An 18836-nucleotide genomic window follows, 5' to 3' on the forward strand; every position below is an offset into this window, starting at 1 on the left:
AAATAGTAATATGAGCATAAACTCAAATGAAGTAGCTGCTACACCAGATAGTTTGCCGATGAAGTATGTTATCATAGGCAATTCAGCCGCAGGAATTGGAGCTGTAGAGGGAATCAGGCAGATTGATAAGTTGGGCGAAATAACCGTTATTACTAATGAGCCGTATCATACGTATTCACGACCTCTTATATCATATCTTTTGCTTGGCAAGACAGATTTGCAAAGAATGAAATATCGTGATGATGATTTTTATATTAAAAATAATGTAAATTTACGTGCTTCATCTACCGTTATAAAAATCAATGAGATTGAGAATTACGTTACAATAAATGATGGTAGTAAGATTCCTTATGATAAGCTGCTTGTTGCAACAGGCTCGTCAGCATTTGTCCCACCATTTGAGGGGCTGAATCATGTGAAAAATAAGTTTACCTTTATGACACTTGACGATGCTAATGCACTAAACAAGGCTATAGATATGAATTCAAAAGTCTTAATTGTAGGTGCAGGCCTTATCGGCTTAAAATGTGCTGAGGGAATACATCAAAAAGTCAAAAGTATAACTGTTGTTGATTTATCATCTAGAATATTATCAAGCATTTTGGATGATACAGGAGCAAAAATGGTGCAAAATCATATGGAAGCTCAGAATATATCATTTAAAATGTCACAAAAAGTTAAGAGCTTTACAAAAAATGCAGCGACTCTTGAAAATGGTGAGGAAATCCCATTTGACGTTTTAGTATTGGCAGTAGGTGTACGTCCAAATATTGAGCTTTTAAAAGGAGTAACTGAAATAGAAAAAGGCATAATAATCAACACGAAATGTCAAACAAAAAATGAGAATATATATGCTGCCGGAGATTGCACACAAAGCGAGGATGTTTCAAGTGGCGATCATAAAATTATGGCTCTTCTTCCTAATGCGTATATGCAAGGAGAATGTGCAGGAATCAACATGGCGGGTGGAGATGCGGCTTTCAATAAAGCGATACCTATGAATGCAATCGGCTTTTTTGGATTACACATGATTACTGCGGGAAATTATATAGGGGATGCTTATATTCAAGAAGATGGTAAAACCTATAAGAAGTTGTTTTATAGTAACAATAAATTAAACGGTTATATTCTGATTGGTAATGTTGAAAAGGCAGGAATTTATACAAATCTTATCAGAGAAAGAACAGCTCTTGGCACGCTTGATTTTGAACTTATCTGCAAAAAGCCTGGCCTTATGGCGTTTACTAAAGAGTATAGGAATACGAAGTTAGGAGGTATGATAAATGAAAATTGATGCATTTAACTTAGATTATCGTGAACTAAATACTAAAATTAAGCAAGCTGATAGTGATGTTCTGATAGAGAATTGCTATGGCCAACGATTTATAGGATCAGGACTAGAAGGCAAAAATATTATGATAAATGGTACACCGGGAAATGCATTGGGATCATATCTTAACGGTGCAGTTATAACAGTAAACGGTAATGCTCAGGATGCTGTTGGTGATACGATGAATGACGGAAAAATTGTAATCGATGGCAATGTTGGAGATGCATTAGGATATGCAATGCGAGGCGGAAAGATATATGTTCGTGGCAATGCAGGATACAGAACCGGTATTCATATGAAAGAATATAAAGAAAAAAGGCCGATTATCGTTGTTGGAGGTAAGGTGGGCAGCTTTTTAGGTGAATATCTTGCTGGAGGGCTTATTGTTGTGTTAGGACTTGACAGTGTTGAGATACCTGTTGGAAACTTTACGGGAACGGGTATGCATGGCGGTACTATTTTTATTAGAAGCAAAGAGGCACTTCCAAATCTTCCGGCACAAGTTATAGCTGAAATCGCCACTAAAGATGATATGAAAGAAATTGAGCCAATTTTATGTGAATATGCGGAATGTTTTAATATCAACATAAATGAAATGATGAACGAACAATTTTATAAATTAAAAGCAAATGCTAAAAATCCATACAAACAACTTTACACAGCCAATTAAGGAGTGGGTAAAATGATAACAACAGCTAATGAGGTTATAGAATTTGTAAAAGAAAATGATGTAAAGTTTATAAGGCTTGCTTTTTGCGATCCATTCGGAACGCAAAAGAACATATCTATTATGCCTGGCGAACTTTCATCAGCATTTGAAAATGGTGTTTCCTTTGATGCTTCGGCTATCAAAGGATTTCATGATGTTACGAAGTCAGATCTGCTACTTTTCCCTGATCCATCAACGTTAACGGTGTTACCATGGCGTCCGGGACCGGGTAGGGTTGTGCGTTTTTACTGTGATATAAAAAATCCAGACAAAACCGTATTTACTCATGATAGTAGAAATATCCTCAAACGAGTGGTAAAACGTTGTGCTGAAATGGGCTATGTTTGTAAAATTGGTGCGGAATGTGAATTTTATTTGTTTAAAATGGATGAGAATGGTGAACCAACTGATAAAACTCTCGATTATGGCGGCTATCTTGATATTGCACCGCTTGACAAAGGAGAGAATATTCGACGTGAAATATGCTTGTGTCTGCAAGAAATGGGGCTTAAACTGGAAACCTCGCATCACGAGCAGGGTCCTGGGCAAAATGAAATTGACTTTAAGTTTAGTGATGCTTTAAACTCAGCAGATAATATATTAACATTTAAGTCTGCTGTAAAAGCAATAGCTGCAAGAAACGGTTTATATGCTTCGTTTATGCCAAAGCCAATTGCGGGCCAAAGTGGAAATGGATTGCATACAAATATTTCGCTTTCTAAAAATGGTTTCAATATTTTTAATAAAAAGAACGGTGATCATTCAAAAATAGTCGAAAGCTTCATTGCAGGTGTATTGCAAAAAACTCCTGAGATTACTTTGTTTCTCAATCCAATAACCAACTCATATGAGCGTTTCGGTAAATATGAAGCACCAAAATATGTTTCTTGGTCACATCAAAACCGCTCTCAACTTGTCAGAATACCGGCAGCAAATGGCGAAAAGGTACGAATGGAATTACGTTCTCCGGACCCAACTGTTAATCCATATTTGGCTTTTGCACTTATAATCAGCGCAGGACTTGATGGAATTGAAAAAGCTCTATCGTTACCACCGGCTGTTGATGCAGATTTATTTAATGCGGATGAAAGTGTCACCAAAAAACTTTCAGTACTTCCGGATAGTCTAGCTCAAGCAATTGCTTTAAGTGAGCATTCTGAATTTGTAAAAAGCATTATTGGCGAAGAAATGCTTATGAAGTATATTGCATTTAAAAAAGAGGAAGTTCAATCATTTCAAAATGCAGAGAATAAAGAAAACTTCTATAAGGAGAGGTATTTTAAGTTTATTTAAACAAATATATTGAATTTGAAAGGTGGCGATTTTACGGAAAATGTTTTGATTGTATCAAATACGGAAAAGAGTATTGCTTTTTTCACACAAGTATTACAATCATTTTCGGTAAGCAGAATTGTCACCGTATTTTCTTGTTCAGAAGCAAGAACCTTATTGCTCGAACAAGATTTTGACTTGGTTGTAATTAATGCGCCGCTTCGTGATGAATCTGGAGAAAGTTTATCAAGGCATATAGCAACAAAAGGCATTAGCCAAGTAATTCTTGTTGTAAAAAGCGAATTTTATGATGAAATATCTGATGTGGTTGAAGACTATGGAGTAATAACCATAGAAAAGCCTATTAACAAAAATCATTTTTGGTTGGCATTAAAGCTTGCGAAAGCTGCTCAGAACAAGCTAAAATCCATGCAAGTGGAAAACACTAAGTTGTTACAAAAAATCGAAGATATACGTATTGTTGATCGAGCAAAGTGTATTCTTATATCTTATTTGAATATGAGTGAAAGTGAAGCGCATAAGTATATTGAACGACAGGCTATGGATACCAGGACAACTAAGAGAGCGGTAGCGGAAGGAGTATTGAAAACCTATGAGAGTTAGTGATAAATTACACGAAGAATGTGCTGTTTTCGGCGTAAGCGTAAAAACGGATGAAGCTGCAGGGATTACTTACAATGGATTGTTATCGTTGCAACATCGTGGGCAGGAAGGTGCAGGAATAGCTGTAATTTCTGAAAACCAAATTACTTGTCACAAAGATGTTGGGCTGGTAAGTGAAATCTTTTCCGGTGGTGAACTCGAGAAACTTCCAAAGTGTAGTGCTGCTGTGGGACACACACGGTATTCAACTACTGGCAGCAACACAAAAGAAAACGTTGGACCATTTATTACAGAATATTTAACCGGACGAATAGCAACAGCACATAATGGTAATATTACGAATGCGAAAGACATTAAAAACAAATTAAAAAAACATGGTTTACGCTTTAACGCAACGAGCGACAGCGAAGTCGCTTCCTCTCTTATAGCTTATTATATGATGAAAGAGGATGATGCAATTAAAGGCGTTATAAGAGCAGCATCCGATTTAAGAGGTGCTTTCTCGCTCATCATTTTATGTAGTACAGGCAAGCTGATTGCTGTGCGTGACCCATATGGATACCGCCCTTTATGTATAGGAAAAAATGATATAGGAATTGCGGTTGCGTCAGAGTCTTGTGCACTTGAAGCTAATGGATTTGATTTTGTAAGAGATGTTTTGCCTGGTGAGATTATAGTCATTGAGAATAGTAAGATTATCTTTGAAAACGTAGAATTGCAAAAAAATGATGAATGTGGCGGCTTATGCATTTTTGAATACGTTTATTTTGCTCGACCTGATAGCATCATTGATAATCTTAGTGTTTATGAAGCACGTTTTAATATGGGCACTATACTTGCAAAGGAATATCCCGTTGAAGCTGATGTTGTTTGTGGAGTACCGGATAGTGGACTTGAAGCAGCGATAGGTTACAGTATGCAAAGTGGGATTCCTCTTGTTTCGGGATTTGTAAAGAATAGGTATATTGGAAGAAGTTTTATCTACCCAACACAAACGCAAAGGGAAAATGCTGTGCGACTAAAATTAAATCCTCTCTCAGCAAATGTTCGTGGTAAAAGAATTGTGCTTGTGGACGATTCGATAGTTCGAGGTACAACAAGCGAAAAAATAGTAAGAAGTCTTAAAAATGCAGGAGCAAAGGAAGTACACTTACGGATATCATCACCTCCATTTCGCTATACTTGCCATTACGGTACGGATATTGACAATGAAGAAAATTTGATTGCAAATCAAATGAATATAAATGAAATATGCAAAGAGATTGGTGCTGATAGCTTGGGCTATATCAGTATAGATGGACTTAGAAGAGCATGTGAGAAGTGTAAGGTTTCTTTTTGCACAAGCTGTTTTGCAACGAGTGGTGCTAAAAAGATACTGAGAAAAAGCGAGCTTGAATAAATAATTATGTGTAATGACATATTTCATTTTAGAATCCAATAAGCTGAATCAAAACATAGATTTTTTAAGGGGCGAATGTATGGAATTAAAATTTACGAAAATGCAAGGATGCGGTAATGACTATATTTATATTAACTGTATCGAGAATGCTGCGACAAACAATATGAAAATAAACTCACCTGAATCTTTGTCGGTACTTTTATCCGATCGACATTTTGGTGTGGGTGGTGATGGTATTGTATTAATTTTATCTTCTGATATCGCCGATGCTAAAATGAGGATGTTTAATATTGACGGAAGCGAAGGTAAAATGTGTGGAAATGCAATTCGTTGTGTTGCTAAGTATTTATATGATAATAATATAGTAAATAAAGAAACATTAACGGTTGAAACACTCGCTGGTGTTAAAAAATTGTTTTTAACTATACAAAATGGAGCTGTTTCATCTGTTAAAGTTAATATGGGGAATGCAGAACTTTCTCCCGATAAAATTCCTGTTAAGATGCAAGGGGATAGCATAGTAAATAGGCAAGTTAATATCAATAATATTGATTATGCTATCACTTGCGTATCTATGGGAAATCCTCATGCAGTTGTATTTTGCGATGATGTTGATTATATAAATCTTGCTGAAATAGGGCCATTATTTGAAAATAATTCGTTGTTTCCGGAAAGAATAAATACCGAATTCGTCGAAATTGTTGATGAAAATAATTTCAAAATGCGTGTATGGGAAAGGGGAAGTGGTGAAACTCTTGCTTGCGGTACAGGTGCTTGTGCTTCAGCAGTAGCAGCTGTTTTAAATGGTTATTGTGATAAAAACACAGATATTAAAGTCCAACTCCTTGGTGGCGATCTTGTTATACGTTATACTGACGATGCAGTGTATATGACCGGAGGATGTAAAAAAGTTTTTGATGGAGTGATAGAAATATGACATCATATTGTTTTGATAGTTACTTGCATTTCGAATGCTTTATCAAAGATTTCATCAATATGAAGGAGTTACAACATGCGTGATTATGAAAAAGAAATTAAACAACGTGTAGCATTTATTCGTGAAGTATTAAAGTCAGCAAATGTGGATGGCATTGTCTACGGAAACAGTGGCGGTAAGGATAGTGCGCTTGTTGGTATTCTTTGTAAAATAGCTTGCGAAAACACAGTCGGAATTATTATGCCTTGTGGTTCTAAGCGCAACTATAACGAGGATAAAAATGATGCGGAATCCGTTGCTAATCAATTTCATATTGAAACTCGTCTTGCAGATTTAACAGAAGCAAAAAATACTTTTATTCATATGTCTAATGAACTTACAAAACTAACAGAAGCAGCAATTTCCAATATAGCACCTCGTCTTAGAATGATAACGCTTTATATGGTTGCCGCAAGTGAAAATAGGCTTGTCGCTGGTACAGGAAATAGAAGCGAGGGCTATATGGGATATTTCACAAAATGGGGTGATGGTGCTTTCGATTTTAATCCAATTGCTGATTTAACTGTAACTGAAATATACGATTTTCTGCGATATCTTAATGCTCCTGTTCATATCATAGATAAAGCACCTTCAGCAGGATTATTTGATGGACAAACTGATGAAAGCGAGATGGGTGTAACATATAAAAGCATTGATAGCTTTTTGCTTGACGGTTTTGCCAAAGAAAATGATCAGTTAATTATTGAAAAATATCATGAGGCAAGCGAGCATAAGCGTAAAATGCCGATAACGTATGGAGGTTAATAATGAATATAAATTCAAACTATTTAAACTTAAAAGACAGTTATCTTTTTTCTTCTATTGCAAAAAAGGTGGCAGAGTATAAAAACGAAAATCCTGAAAAAGAATTAATACGTTTGGGCATAGGTGATGTTACCTTCCCACTTGTTCCAACTGTAATATCCGCTATGCAAAATGCTGTTTCGCAGATGGGCAATAGCGAAACGTTTCATGGATATGGTGAGGAACAGGGCTACGCATTTTTGCGACAAGCAATATGCGGATATTACGCTAAAAAAAGCGTATCACTACGTGATACTGAAATTTTCATCAGTGACGGAGCTAAAAGTGACCTTGGTAATATTCTTGATATTTTCGATGTGAATAATACCGTACTCATTCCTAATCCGGTATATCCTGTTTACGTAGATACAAACGTAATGGCAGGTCGCAAAATTATATACATGGACGGCAATCCTGAAAACTCATTTTTACCGTTACCTGATTATTCTGTTAAAGCTGATATTATTTATTTGTGCTCACCAAACAATCCTACTGGTGCAGTTTACACTAAAGAACAGTTAGGATTATGGATTGAATACGCGATTAAAAATGAGGCTGTTATCTTATTTGATAGTGCCTATGAGGTTTTTATTACAGATAAAAATCTACCTACGAGCATTTATCAAATTGAAGGTGCGAAAAAATGTGCGATTGAGTTTTGTTCTCTTTCTAAAACAGCCGGATTTACAGGAACACGATGCGGATATACTGTTGTACCAAGCGAATTAATGCAAAATAATCTATCACTTAATAAGCTGTGGCTAAGACGCCAAACCACAAAATTTAATGGCGTTCCTTATATTATCCAACGTGGTGCAGAAGCGGTATTTACTGATGAGGGATATAAACAAATCAAAGAAAATATTGATTATTATTTGGAAAATGCCAAAATTATTGCATATACACTGACTTCACTTGGCATATGGTTCACAGGTGGTCAAAATTCTCCATACATTTGGCTTAAATGTCCTAATGGTTTATCCTCTTGGGATTATTTTGATGAGCTATTAACCAAATATAATATAGTGGGTACACCGGGAGCAGGTTTTGGCTCAAATGGAGAAGGATTTTTCAGATTAACTGCTTTTGGAAATAGAGATAACGTTAATAAAGCAATGAAAAGATTATTACAACAACAATAGTCTTCTTTGCAACTGCTTGTTTAAAACTGATACAAAAAATTCAACTATACCAATCATTGTTGGAGTAATTAGAAAGTATAAAAGAAGGTCAATGGAATAAAATACTTCTTTACAAATTTTAATTAATCTTTGTATCCTTTAAGCAAGTAATTGAATACGAAAAACTAGATAAATCTAGTGACGCAAAGCTATAGGGGTTAAGGTGAAAACTATACCATGCAAACCGAGCAGATGCAAAGTTTATAAAATAAATAAGTGTACTAATTTAATAGTAAAAGCACTAAGTGGGTCTCAAATTTGAGACCCACTTAGTTAATATATGTACTACAAATAAGAAATCAAAATGGTTGGTAAGGTTAAAAATATTAAAATAAATTTTAATCTATTTTAATATTACGATAGAGTAGGGAGGAAGTGAAAGAGTTGCGTTTTTGAATTCAACAATGTCTTTTGTCGAAGTAGAAAGATATCCATATATTTTTTTCTCTTTCATTTCGGATTGAGCTAATTTTAGCGATTTATGTTGTTCGCTTGTGTTATAAATAATAACTATCTCATTGTTTTTATATGTTTTTTTAATAGCACAAATATCGTCGTCATCTACTATATTCAAATAGGTTGGAACACCTCTAGCTATTTCAGGATTTTCGTTTCTTATTCTGACAGCTCGTTTAACATAATTTAAAATAGAATTCTTATCTTTAAGTTGAATATCTACAGCAGGAAAACTTTTATCTTGAGTTTCCATATTAGGAGGGCCAGTTGTAATTCCCTTTGAATTTGTATCAGACCATCTCATTGGCGCACGTTTATTTTCGTCTTTACCGCTTCCAACCATACCTATTTCTTCACCGTAATATACAAAAGGTGTGCCGTTCATTAATAAATTGATGCCAAGAGCCATTTTATCTTTTTTGTCATCACCTGCAAAAAAGCCAATTGACCTTGCCGTATCATGATTTGATAGAAATGGTGCATCAATTGCATTTTCATTAATTGATTGAATTTTATTGTATGTGTCGATAACTGATTTTGCATATTCTTTTGCTGTATTCGCCTCGCCTTTTAAGTTTATCGTAGATGCAATTTTACCTTTGGCTTGTGAATAGGAAAAGTTGAATAAACTGTCAATCCCGCTTTTATAATAATTACTCATAACTAAAAAGTCTTCCCATACCTCTGCCACAATATAAGTGTTCGGATTATATCCTTTACAGTAATCAGTTATCCATTTTAAAACTTCAATATTCTTTGTGCTGTTCCCAGAAAAAAATTCTTTTGCTGCATCAATACGGAAACCTTCAACACCCATATCAAGCCAAAACTTCATAATGTTCTCGAATTCTTTTCTAAGCTCATTATTTGCTAAATTCAAATCAGGCATCTGATCCCAAAAAACTGCTTCATAATATCCTTTTCCCGTACCGGTTGGATAGTATTTTCCACTTGAATTTTTTGTTTCAGAAAAATTATAATAATTAGTGTATTTATTTTGTTTTCCTTCGGCAAGACTATTAACTGCAGATTGAAACCATTCGTTTTTAGTTGAGGTATGGTTGATTACAAGGTCAATAATAACTTTTATACTACGTTTGTTGCATTCTTTTATTAGTTCTTTAAAATCATTTAAACTTCCATATTGTGAATCTATATTGTAATAATCAATAACATCATATTTATGATATGTAGTGGATGGCATAATCGGCATAAGCCAAATTCCATTAAAGCCTAAGTCTTTAATATAGTCAAGCTTTGAGGTAAGCCCTTTTATGTCGCCTATACCATCACCGTTGGAGTCATAAAATGAATAAACAAAAACCTCATAATATGTTCGATAATTATCTTCAATAATATTAAGTTTTTGCTCATATTTATATGATTGTGAACAACCAGTTAAGGCAATACATAACGCAATTAACAAAGAGATAACTTTATATAAACTTTTCATAGCACCCTCACTTTAAATATATAAAATGGCGGCATTTATAAAAATACCGCCTAAATTATTAACCTTTTACAGAACCGCCTGTTATACCTTCTACATAGTTTTTCTGCATTATCATAAATAAAATTGTAATTGGAATAGCAATTAAAACAGCACCTGCACAAAATTGAGTAAAATATTGATATATATTTTCTCTTTCAAGCATTCGATAAAGTCCAACTGCAATTGTGTAGTTATTATAATTATCTTTCATAATAACACTTGCAAAAATAAAGTCTACCCATGGTGCCATAAATGATGTTAAAACGGTGTACGTAATAATTGGCTTTGACATAGGAAGTATGATTTTCCAAAAAATTGTATTTTTTGTTGCACCATCAATAGTAGCGGCTTCATCTAATGCCCGAGGAATCGTATCAAAAAATCCTTTTGCAATGAAATAACCAAGTCCAGAACCTGCTGAATAAACGATTACTAATGCAGCTAGGGATTGATCAAGTCCAATTGATTTTAAAATATGATAAACTGCAATCATTGACATAAAGCCGGGAAACATACCAAGAATTAAAGTTATGTTCATGATAGGGCGTCTTGTTCTAAATCTTAATCTTGATAAAGCATAACTGACAGCCAATACAAAAATGGTAGAAATGATACAACTAAATATGGCTACGATAAATGTATTCATATACCATCTAGGATAATTAAATAGTGAAGTATCTGTAAACAATTTTATATAATTATCAAAAGTATAACCTTTTGGCATTAAATAAGTTGTAAAAGCACCCGGTTCTTCTCTAAAGGAAATTAACAGTAACCAAGCTATTGGCAAAAGCCAAATGATTGCCATTATTGATAAAATTAAATAAATAAATATATTAGATATTACGCTTCTTATTTTTGCGCTTGTTATCATTGGAACTGTTCCTCCTTTTTAGTTGATGATGAAAGGTTATAGGTAATTAATGAAATGATAGCGCTGATTACAAATACCAAAATACCAATTGTAGAAGCTAGGCTGTAGTTTTGATCATTTACAGTAAGCTTATATAACCATGTTACAAGCAAATCTGTTTTACCAGCTTGGAAGTAATCCAAAGTTTTTGGATCTCCTCCAGTTAAGAAATAAATAACGTTAAAGTTATTTATATTAGCAATAAATTGAGTGATAAGATAAGGGGTGGTAACAAAAATCATATATGGAAAAGTGATTTTTGAAAATATTTTAAAAGGACCTGCTCCGTCAATTCTTGCACTTTCATAAATGTCTTCTGGAATATTCATTAAAATACCTGTGGTAATTAGCATGGTATAAGGAATACCAATCCAAAGATTAACCACAATAACAGTAATTCTTGCTAGATTTCCATCAGTTAGAAAATGAATCGGTTCTTTAATCCATTTTAGTTCTTCAATAAGAATTACATTTAAAGGTCCCAAGTCATTTAGTATTTTTGACATTAAAAGTAGAGTAACAAATGATGGTACTGCAATTGTAGTAACGAAAATCGTTCTCCACATTTTTTTAAGTTTGATACCTTTTTTATTTATCATAAGTGCTAGTATCATACCGAAAATATAGTTTGAAAAGGTTGCAAAGAATGCCCAAACCAACGTCCAGCTGAGTAGGCTAGAGAATGTATGAGATTTTTGTGGGTTTTGCCAGAATATATCTTTAAAGTTATTAAACCCAACCCAAGTAAATAAGTTTCCTGGTGGTTGGTGCGCTCTATCAAAATTAGTGAACGCAATTAATATCATAAAAATGAGTGGCAGAATTGTAAAGACAATTGCACCAAGCGCTGGCAATGAAAGCAACGTTATATGAAATTTCTCATTAAATAGAGATTTAAAGTCATCTTTAAAAGTAGGCAGCTTTTTTCCTTCTTTAAGTAAAAGCTGTGAATAATATGCCGAGCGAATATTTGAAAAATAAGTAAATAAAAATCCTATAGATATAAAAATCGTCATAATGCTGAATAATAGAATCAGCATGGAGTTGTCACCGGGAGTATTGATATAAATTTGTTGTGATTCATCCCAAACTTTATTTAAAACGTTTGTTCCAAGAGAGTTAAAATTTTTTAAGTAATTCCATCCAAAGCATATAAAGTATAAGATATAAGCAATCTCTAATAAAAGGTATAATAGTCCCTTAATAAATTGCTTGCGCGTTATACAGCCAAACCCCATTACTATGAAGCTTAGCTTTGTTTTATAATCACCATGCACAAATGCGTTTCCAATGTCAGAAAAACTTTCCTTTATGCTTGTTGAAAATTTACGTTTAACGTGTTTTTCAGCCATATAAGCACCATCGCTTTCCGTTTATGATAAATGGTATATGCTTTGTGTTTTGCAGCAGCTTTTCTACTGCAAAACACATAAAGCACTAATTTGATTTCATTAAGACACTATTATTGTTAACAGAGTTATCGGTATTAAATATTATTATGATTGAATTTGTGCAACCATTGCATCAAGCATTTCTTTAATTGATTTTGAGTAATCTTTTGATTCCATAGCAGTACCGAATGCTTCAGCTGGTGCCCAGAATTTATCTGAAACGCTGTTTTGAGGAGTTGCAAATTTGCTTTGAAGTGCTAATGCTGCAAGAGGAATATTTGCTTTTACTTCTGCGCTATCAGCAATCTTTTTGTTTGAAGGACCAATTGCTCTTGCTTTAAATCTTTTTGCTTGGTTTGCTTCATTTGTGATAAATTCTGCAAAATCCATTGCATCAACAGGAGCTTTTGTAAGTGCGTTTACGCCAACAAGTTTGTAACCTGCAAAGCTGCCTAGTTGAACTTGATTACCGTTCATTGTAAATGTAGGTAGTTTAGTTGCTGCAAAGTTAGCGCCAAGTTTTTCTTTAATAGCAGCTGCGTTCCATGTTCCTGTAACTGCTGCTGCAATTGTATCGCCCATACCACCTGTTATAACAGGATCATCACCTGTTAAGAATGATTTGTTTGCTGTTAGTGCTTTAATTGCTTCGCCTGCTGCTACACCTTTATCATTGTTAAAGTCAAGTACTTGTTTTCCATTTTCAAGTGACATTGTGCAACCTGCACCAAGGAAGAATGATGCGATATACCAACCGTTTGACATATCAAATAAGAATTTCTTGCCGGCTTTGTCAGCTGCAGCTAAAATTCCGTCAACTGATTTTACAGCATCTTCTGAGATAATGCTCTTATCATAGTATAAGAAATAGCCATTGTCAGCTGTCATTGGATAAGCGTAAAGTTTGCCTTTTACTGAAGCTGCATCAATAGAGCCTTCGCTGTTTGCAGAAACTACAGCTTCTTTGTTTCTTGTAATTTCATATAGTCCGCCTGAGCTAACAAGAGCATTTGTTTGACCGTTTTCAAACATAAATACGTCTGCAGCAGCTTGTGGGTCTTCTGAATACTTGGTTTGAGCGTCACCTTCAGCAACTACACCAAATGAGATGTTATAAGTTTTGTTAGGATGAGCTTTTTTGAATTCTTCTGCCATTTCGGTAAGTAGTTTTTGTTCTTCTTGAGGTCCCCATACTTTTAATGTAACTGTTTCGTTTTTAGCAGGGTCTTTTTTAGTAGTCGTAGAATTTGCTTTACAGCTAAACATTGTTGCTGCAACCATTGTGACACATAGAATAGTTGATAATAACTTTTTCATAATTTCCTCCTAAACTTAATTAAAAAATTTATATATATTTCATGTCTATCATGAAATTATATTTGAACAGGTTGGATATGCCAAATGTTTTGAGCATAGTCATTGATTGTTCTGTCTGAGCTGAATTTGCCTGCATTACACATGTTGATAAAACATTTTTTATAAAATTCTTCTTTTATTTTATAATCATTGTTCAGTCTTAATCTTGCTTCAATATAACTTTTAAAATCGCCTAGTAGATAATAGTTATCAGGTCTATGATAGCTAGCACCTTCAAGAAGGGAAGTATACAGCTCTTTAAATACTCCAGTATTATTATCATCAAGAGTTCCGTCAACAAGAGCATTTAGAACACGTTTTATCTTTTTGTCATTTTCATAAATCTCTTTTGGATTATAAGTCTTCATTATTTCTTGAAGTTCTTCTACTTTAGCACCGAAAATGTAGTTGTTTTCTTCTCCAGCTTCTTCGACAATTTCAACGTTAGCGCCGTCGAATGTTCCTAGTGTAACAGTACCGTTTAGCATAAATTTCATATTACCTGTACCTGAAGCTTCGGTTCCGGCTGTTGAAATTTGTTCTGAAACATCAGATCCTGCAACCAGCTTTTCAGCATATGAAACGTTGTAATTTTTAACGAATACAACATTTAATATATCTTTTGTATTATTGTCTGAATTAACAAGCTTAGCAATTTCGTTGATGAGTTTTATAATCCCTTTTGCACGTCTGTAACCGGGTGCTGATTTTGCTCCGAAAATAAATGTGGTAGGGAAGAAGTCTTTAATAGTTCCATCTTTAATTTCAAAATATAAGTATAAGATAGATAGAGCATTTAAAAATTGACGTTTATATTCGTGAAGACGTTTTATTTGTGTATCAAAAATCGTATTAGGATTTATTGTTATACCATCATGTTTTAAAATATAATCTGCAAGTTGCTCTTTTTTCAGTTGTTTAATTTTAATAAATTGAGCTAAAACTTCTGTATCATCTTGATATTTCTCGAGCTGTTTTAAATCATCAAGATTGGTTAAAAATTCATCATTTCCAATTAATGAAATCATCATATTTGTGAGCTCTTGATTACAAAGCGCAAGCCAACGACGTTGTGTTATGCCGTTTGTTTTATTTTGAAAACGTTCAGGATATAATTCATACCATTCAGGAAGAGCATCATATTTGATAATGTCTGTGTGAATTTTTGCAACGCCGTTTGTAAATTTACTGATATAAATTGCTAGCCTTGCCATATGGACGGTGTGATCTGCAATCAGTTCAAGTTTTGTGATTTTTTCGCTTGGATAGTTTTTTTCTTTCAGTTCATTTAAAAAAGTGTTGTTAATTTCTTGAATAATCTCAAAAATTCTTGGAACTACTTTAATTATTAAATCAGCACTCCATTTTTCAAGAGCCTCGGCCATAATGGTGTGGTTGGTGTAGTTAAATACTTCTTTTGCAACTGCAAGAGCGCTTTCGAAACTCATACCTTCTATATCTGTTAGCTGTCTTATTAGCTCCGGTATAGAAATAACTGGGTGAGTATCATTAAGCTGAATTGTGATGAAATCACTTAATTTACTTAAATCACAACCGTGATATTCTTTGTATTTTTTAATAATGTCAGTAATAGATGCAGAGCAGAAGAAATATTGTTGTTTCAAACGCAATACTTTTCCTTCATTTGTATCATCATTTGGATAAAGCACCCTCGAAATATTTTCTGCATTGTTTTTTTCTTTGACAGATTCATCGTATTTTTGTTCATTAAATAGAGTAAAGTTAAATTCTTCAATAGGTTCAGCCTGCCATAGTCTAAGGTTTCCGATATGGTTGGTTTTATAGCCTATTATCGGCATATCATAAGGAACAGCATAAACTTCTTGGTCAGCAAACTTTATTTTTACTTTGTCTTGTTCACAACGCTTTGACCATGGATCACCATATTTTGTCCAGTGATCAGCATCTTCAACTTGAAAACCATTTTGTATATCTTGTTTGAATAGTCCAAACTTGTAACGTATACCGTAACCATCAAGCGGAAGATTTAGTGTTGCAGCAGAATCTAAAAAGCATGCCGCAAGCCTTCCAAGACCACCATTTCCCAAAGCAGCATCCTCAATCTCTTCCAAAAGGTTAATGTCAGCGCCACATTCTTTTAATGCATTGGAAACTTCATCTAAAATTCCAAGACAGAGTAGATTGTTGTAGATTGCACGACCTACTAAAAATTCTGCTGAAAAATAGCAGGCTTTTCTTTGCTCATTGTGTAATTTGATGCTACTTTTATAGTTATCTGATATGATAAGCACTGCATTATGTGATATTCCATTATGCAATTGCCAAGGATTAGCTTGATTAGGCGCAATGTTGTATTCCTCTTTTAAAAAGTTAATAATATTATCAATAAAAATCTGCTTGTTAAATTTCAAACTGAATTACCTCCAATATAGTTTTGTTAATGTATAGAGCTTTTGGGTTAGTTCTTGCGTTAATTGATCCTTTTTCATTCTCCAACGCCAGTTTCCTTGTGCGGTTGATGGTATATTCATTCTGGCTTCTGTAGGAAGTTTTAATAAGTCCTGCATAGTTGTAATAGCCATGTCGCACACACTTGCCCATGCGAGCCTTATAAGTCCATAAATGCAATCATCTTTATTGTCTACATTTAAGTAATCCATAACATATTTCAAATCTGCTTCGTTTAAAGAATCAAGCCAGCCTTTAATGGTGTCATTATCGTGTGTACCTGTATAGCAAACAGTATTTCTCTTAAAGTTATGAGGTAAAAATGTACTGTCTTCTCCGGAGTTAAATCCAAATTGTAAAACTTTCATACCCGGATAGCCTGTTGCATTTAATAGAGTTTTAACCGGTTCAGTAAAATGGCCTAAGTCTTCTGCAATAATATCAGGATTAGAGAGCTTAGCTTTTATTGTGTTGAAAAGCTCAATATCAGGGCCCTTGCGCCAAGTACCATGCTCAGCTGTTTCGCTTTCGGCTTTAATTGCATAATAGCTTTCAAAACCTCTGAAATGATCTATTCGTACAATATCGTAAATTTTTGTAGCAGTACCAATTCGATTAACCCACCAATCATAACCTCTTTGCTTCATAACCTCCCAGTTATAAAGTGGATTACCCCAAAGTTGACCGGTTTTTGCAAAATCATCTGGAGGACATCCTGCAACTTCAATTGGTTTTAAGTCTTCGTCAAGCATAAAAAGTTCTGGATTTGCCCATACATCAGCACTATCAAGTGCTACATAAATCGGAATATCACCAATAATTTTAATACCATTTTTGTTAGCATATTGTTTTAATTTGTAAAACTGTTTATAAAACTTGTATTGTACAAATTTCCAAAATTCGATCTCGTTTTTCAGTTGTATTTCTTTTTGATGTAAAGCTTCTTTATCTCTTTTGCGTAAAGCTTCATCCCATTCTTGCCATGATAGATTATTGTTATCAAACTTTAATGCCATATATAAAGAATAATCATAAAGCCAAAAGTAGTTATCTTGTTTAAAAGCTTCATATTGGAAATCAGCATTTTTAATGAAACGTTCAAATGCTTTTTTTAATACATTAAAACGCAGTTCGAAGATTTTTCCGTAATCGACTTTTTCTTCATCATCACCCCAATTTAGGTTATGATATTCTGAATGTTCTAGTAATTTCTCTTCATGTAAAATATCCAAATCAATGAAATAAGGATTACCCGCATAAAGTGAAAATGAGGAGTAAGGAGAATCACCGTAACTTGTTGGATTGATAGGGAGTAGCTGCCATATTTTTTGACCTGATTGTTTTAAAAAATCAACAAAATCATACGCAGTTTTTCCCATTGTCCCAATGCCATAATTAGAAGGCAGACTGGAAATGTGCATTAAAATGCCGCTAGAACGCATATATTTTTTTCCTTTCGTGATTTATATTTTTTTAACAGAGTTGCCTTCCAACAAAGATGCATTTAAAAGAATATGTGAAGAAGATTCTGTATTATTAATCATATTAATGATTTTTTTAACACTTAGTTTTGCAAGCTCTTTTTCAGGCTGCTTAATGGTTGTAAGTTTAGGAATATAGTATTTACCTAATTCAATGCCATCAAATCCAATAACAGAGATATCATCCGGCACACTTTTTCCCATATCATGAATAGCTGAAATTGTACCTAGCGCCATAATATCTGACATTGCAAAGATAGCTGTAATATCGCTATGTTTAGAAAGTAGTGTTTTTGTTGCCTCATATGCACAATTGATTGAAAAATCACTTTCTTCATAATAGTCTGTTGAAAAGGTAAGCTGATTCTTTGCAAAGCTATTTTCGCATCCCATCAATCTGAGTTTTGAAGTGTATGATTTGTTTATATTACCACCAATAATTCCAATATGTTTATGAGAATTTTGAAGCAAAAAATCAACTGCGGCTTCAGCGCCCTTTATATCGTCAACACTTACACTGGAAAGATTACTTGCTATGATTTGGTTTCCGTTTGTTGTGCAAAGAACACATGGAACTGTAATGTGTTTAAAGCTCTTTTTTAAGAATTCAATATTACCGCCTAAGAAAATGATACCCATTGGTTTTTGTTCGTTTTGAACTTTTTGAGCAATTTTGACTTCATCTGAATATTCGTCTGAATAATGAACCATAGCATTGATGTTCGCTTTGCTTAGGTAAATTTGAATATTTTCTATAATGGTTGCAAAGAAAAGGTTAAAGCTACCTTTTACAATAATAGCGATATCTTTACTTTGATTTTGTTTTAATTGACGAGCGTTTGAGTTAGGAACAAATTTGTATTTTTCTACAATTTCATTTATTTTATTTTTGGTTTCTTCGCTTACATCGGGGTGACCATTTAGTGCCCTTGAAACGGTACTTACGCCATATCCAGAAAGTCTGGCAATATCTTTAATAGTCATTAGAGTAGCTCCTTTAAATAATCTATTATTCGAAACTT

At 33.9% G+C, this 18836-nt stretch carries 15 protein-coding genes; 8 read left to right on the forward strand and 7 right to left on the reverse strand.

The window, feature by feature from the left end; translation table 11 throughout:
* Positions 1–58 precede the first annotated feature (58 nt).
* The 8 genes from RBG61_RS00745 to RBG61_RS00780 all read left to right on the forward strand — a co-directional run bounded on the left by RBG61_RS00745 (position 59) and on the right by RBG61_RS00780 (position 8256).
* Positions 59–1294: an NAD(P)/FAD-dependent oxidoreductase gene (locus RBG61_RS00745; protein WP_307947173.1), complete on the forward strand. Its 1236-nt coding sequence runs from the start codon at positions 59–61 to the stop codon at positions 1292–1294.
* Positions 1284–2000, forward strand: a complete 717-nt coding sequence (locus tag RBG61_RS00750) for a glutamate synthase (RefSeq protein WP_307944686.1) — start codon at positions 1284–1286, stop codon at positions 1998–2000. Before RBG61_RS00745 ends, RBG61_RS00750 begins: the two co-directional genes overlap by 11 nt.
* 12 nt (positions 2001–2012) lie before the next feature.
* A complete protein-coding gene (locus RBG61_RS00755) occupies positions 2013–3332 on the forward strand; it encodes a glutamine synthetase family protein (protein ID WP_307944688.1) in 1320 nt (439 codons plus the stop codon).
* 45 nt (positions 3333–3377) lie between these two features.
* Positions 3378–3935, forward strand: a complete 558-nt coding sequence (locus RBG61_RS00760) for an ANTAR domain-containing response regulator (RefSeq protein ID WP_307944689.1) — start codon at positions 3378–3380, stop codon at positions 3933–3935.
* Positions 3925–5334: an amidophosphoribosyltransferase gene (gene purF, locus RBG61_RS00765; protein WP_307944690.1), complete on the forward strand. Its 1410-nt coding sequence runs from the start codon at positions 3925–3927 to the stop codon at positions 5332–5334. Before RBG61_RS00760 ends, purF begins: the two co-directional genes overlap by 11 nt.
* A 79-nt stretch (positions 5335–5413) precedes the next feature.
* A complete protein-coding gene (dapF, locus tag RBG61_RS00770; protein WP_307944692.1) occupies positions 5414–6271 on the forward strand; it encodes a diaminopimelate epimerase in 858 nt (285 codons plus the stop codon).
* A gap of 75 nt (positions 6272–6346) precedes the next feature.
* On the forward strand, positions 6347–7075 hold the full coding sequence (gene nadE / locus RBG61_RS00775) for an NAD(+) synthase (RefSeq protein ID WP_307944693.1): 729 nt from the start codon (positions 6347–6349) through the stop codon (positions 7073–7075).
* Positions 7076–7077: 2 nt separating this feature from the next.
* On the forward strand, positions 7078–8256 hold the full coding sequence (locus RBG61_RS00780; protein WP_307944694.1) for an LL-diaminopimelate aminotransferase: 1179 nt from the start codon (positions 7078–7080) through the stop codon (positions 8254–8256).
* A gap of 382 nt (positions 8257–8638) precedes the next feature.
* Here the strand turns inward: RBG61_RS00780 and RBG61_RS00785 are convergent, their stop codons facing one another.
* The 7 genes from RBG61_RS00785 to RBG61_RS00815 form a co-directional block, all read right to left on the reverse strand.
* Complete coding sequence (locus RBG61_RS00785) at positions 8639–10204, reverse strand: alpha-amylase family glycosyl hydrolase (protein ID WP_307944695.1); 1566 nt, start codon at positions 10202–10204, stop codon at positions 8639–8641.
* A 58-nt stretch (positions 10205–10262) separates the two neighbouring features.
* Positions 10263–11117: a sugar ABC transporter permease gene (locus tag RBG61_RS00790; RefSeq protein ID WP_307944697.1), complete on the reverse strand. Its 855-nt coding sequence runs from the start codon at positions 11115–11117 to the stop codon at positions 10263–10265.
* Complete coding sequence (locus tag RBG61_RS00795; protein WP_307944698.1) at positions 11114–12508, reverse strand: carbohydrate ABC transporter permease; 1395 nt, start codon at positions 12506–12508, stop codon at positions 11114–11116. Before RBG61_RS00795 ends, RBG61_RS00790 begins: the two co-directional genes overlap by 4 nt.
* Before the next feature lie 144 nt (positions 12509–12652).
* On the reverse strand, positions 12653–13864 hold the full coding sequence (locus RBG61_RS00800; protein ID WP_307944699.1) for an extracellular solute-binding protein: 1212 nt from the start codon (positions 13862–13864) through the stop codon (positions 12653–12655).
* A 56-nt stretch (positions 13865–13920) separates the two neighbouring features.
* The gene (locus RBG61_RS00805) at positions 13921–16296 is read right to left on the reverse strand and encodes a glycogen/starch/alpha-glucan phosphorylase (RefSeq protein WP_307944701.1); all 2376 of its coding nucleotides are present in this window, start codon (positions 16294–16296) and stop codon (positions 13921–13923) included.
* Between the two features lie 6 nt (positions 16297–16302).
* Complete coding sequence (gene malQ, locus RBG61_RS00810) at positions 16303–17775, reverse strand: 4-alpha-glucanotransferase (RefSeq protein WP_307944702.1); 1473 nt, start codon at positions 17773–17775, stop codon at positions 16303–16305.
* 21 nt (positions 17776–17796) lie between these two features.
* A complete protein-coding gene (locus RBG61_RS00815; RefSeq protein WP_307944704.1) occupies positions 17797–18798 on the reverse strand; it encodes a LacI family DNA-binding transcriptional regulator in 1002 nt (333 codons plus the stop codon).
* Between the last annotated feature and the right edge of the window lie 38 nt (positions 18799–18836).

The organism is Paludicola sp. MB14-C6, assembly GCF_030908625.1.
GTDB lineage: Bacteria > Bacillota > Clostridia > Oscillospirales > Ruminococcaceae > Paludihabitans.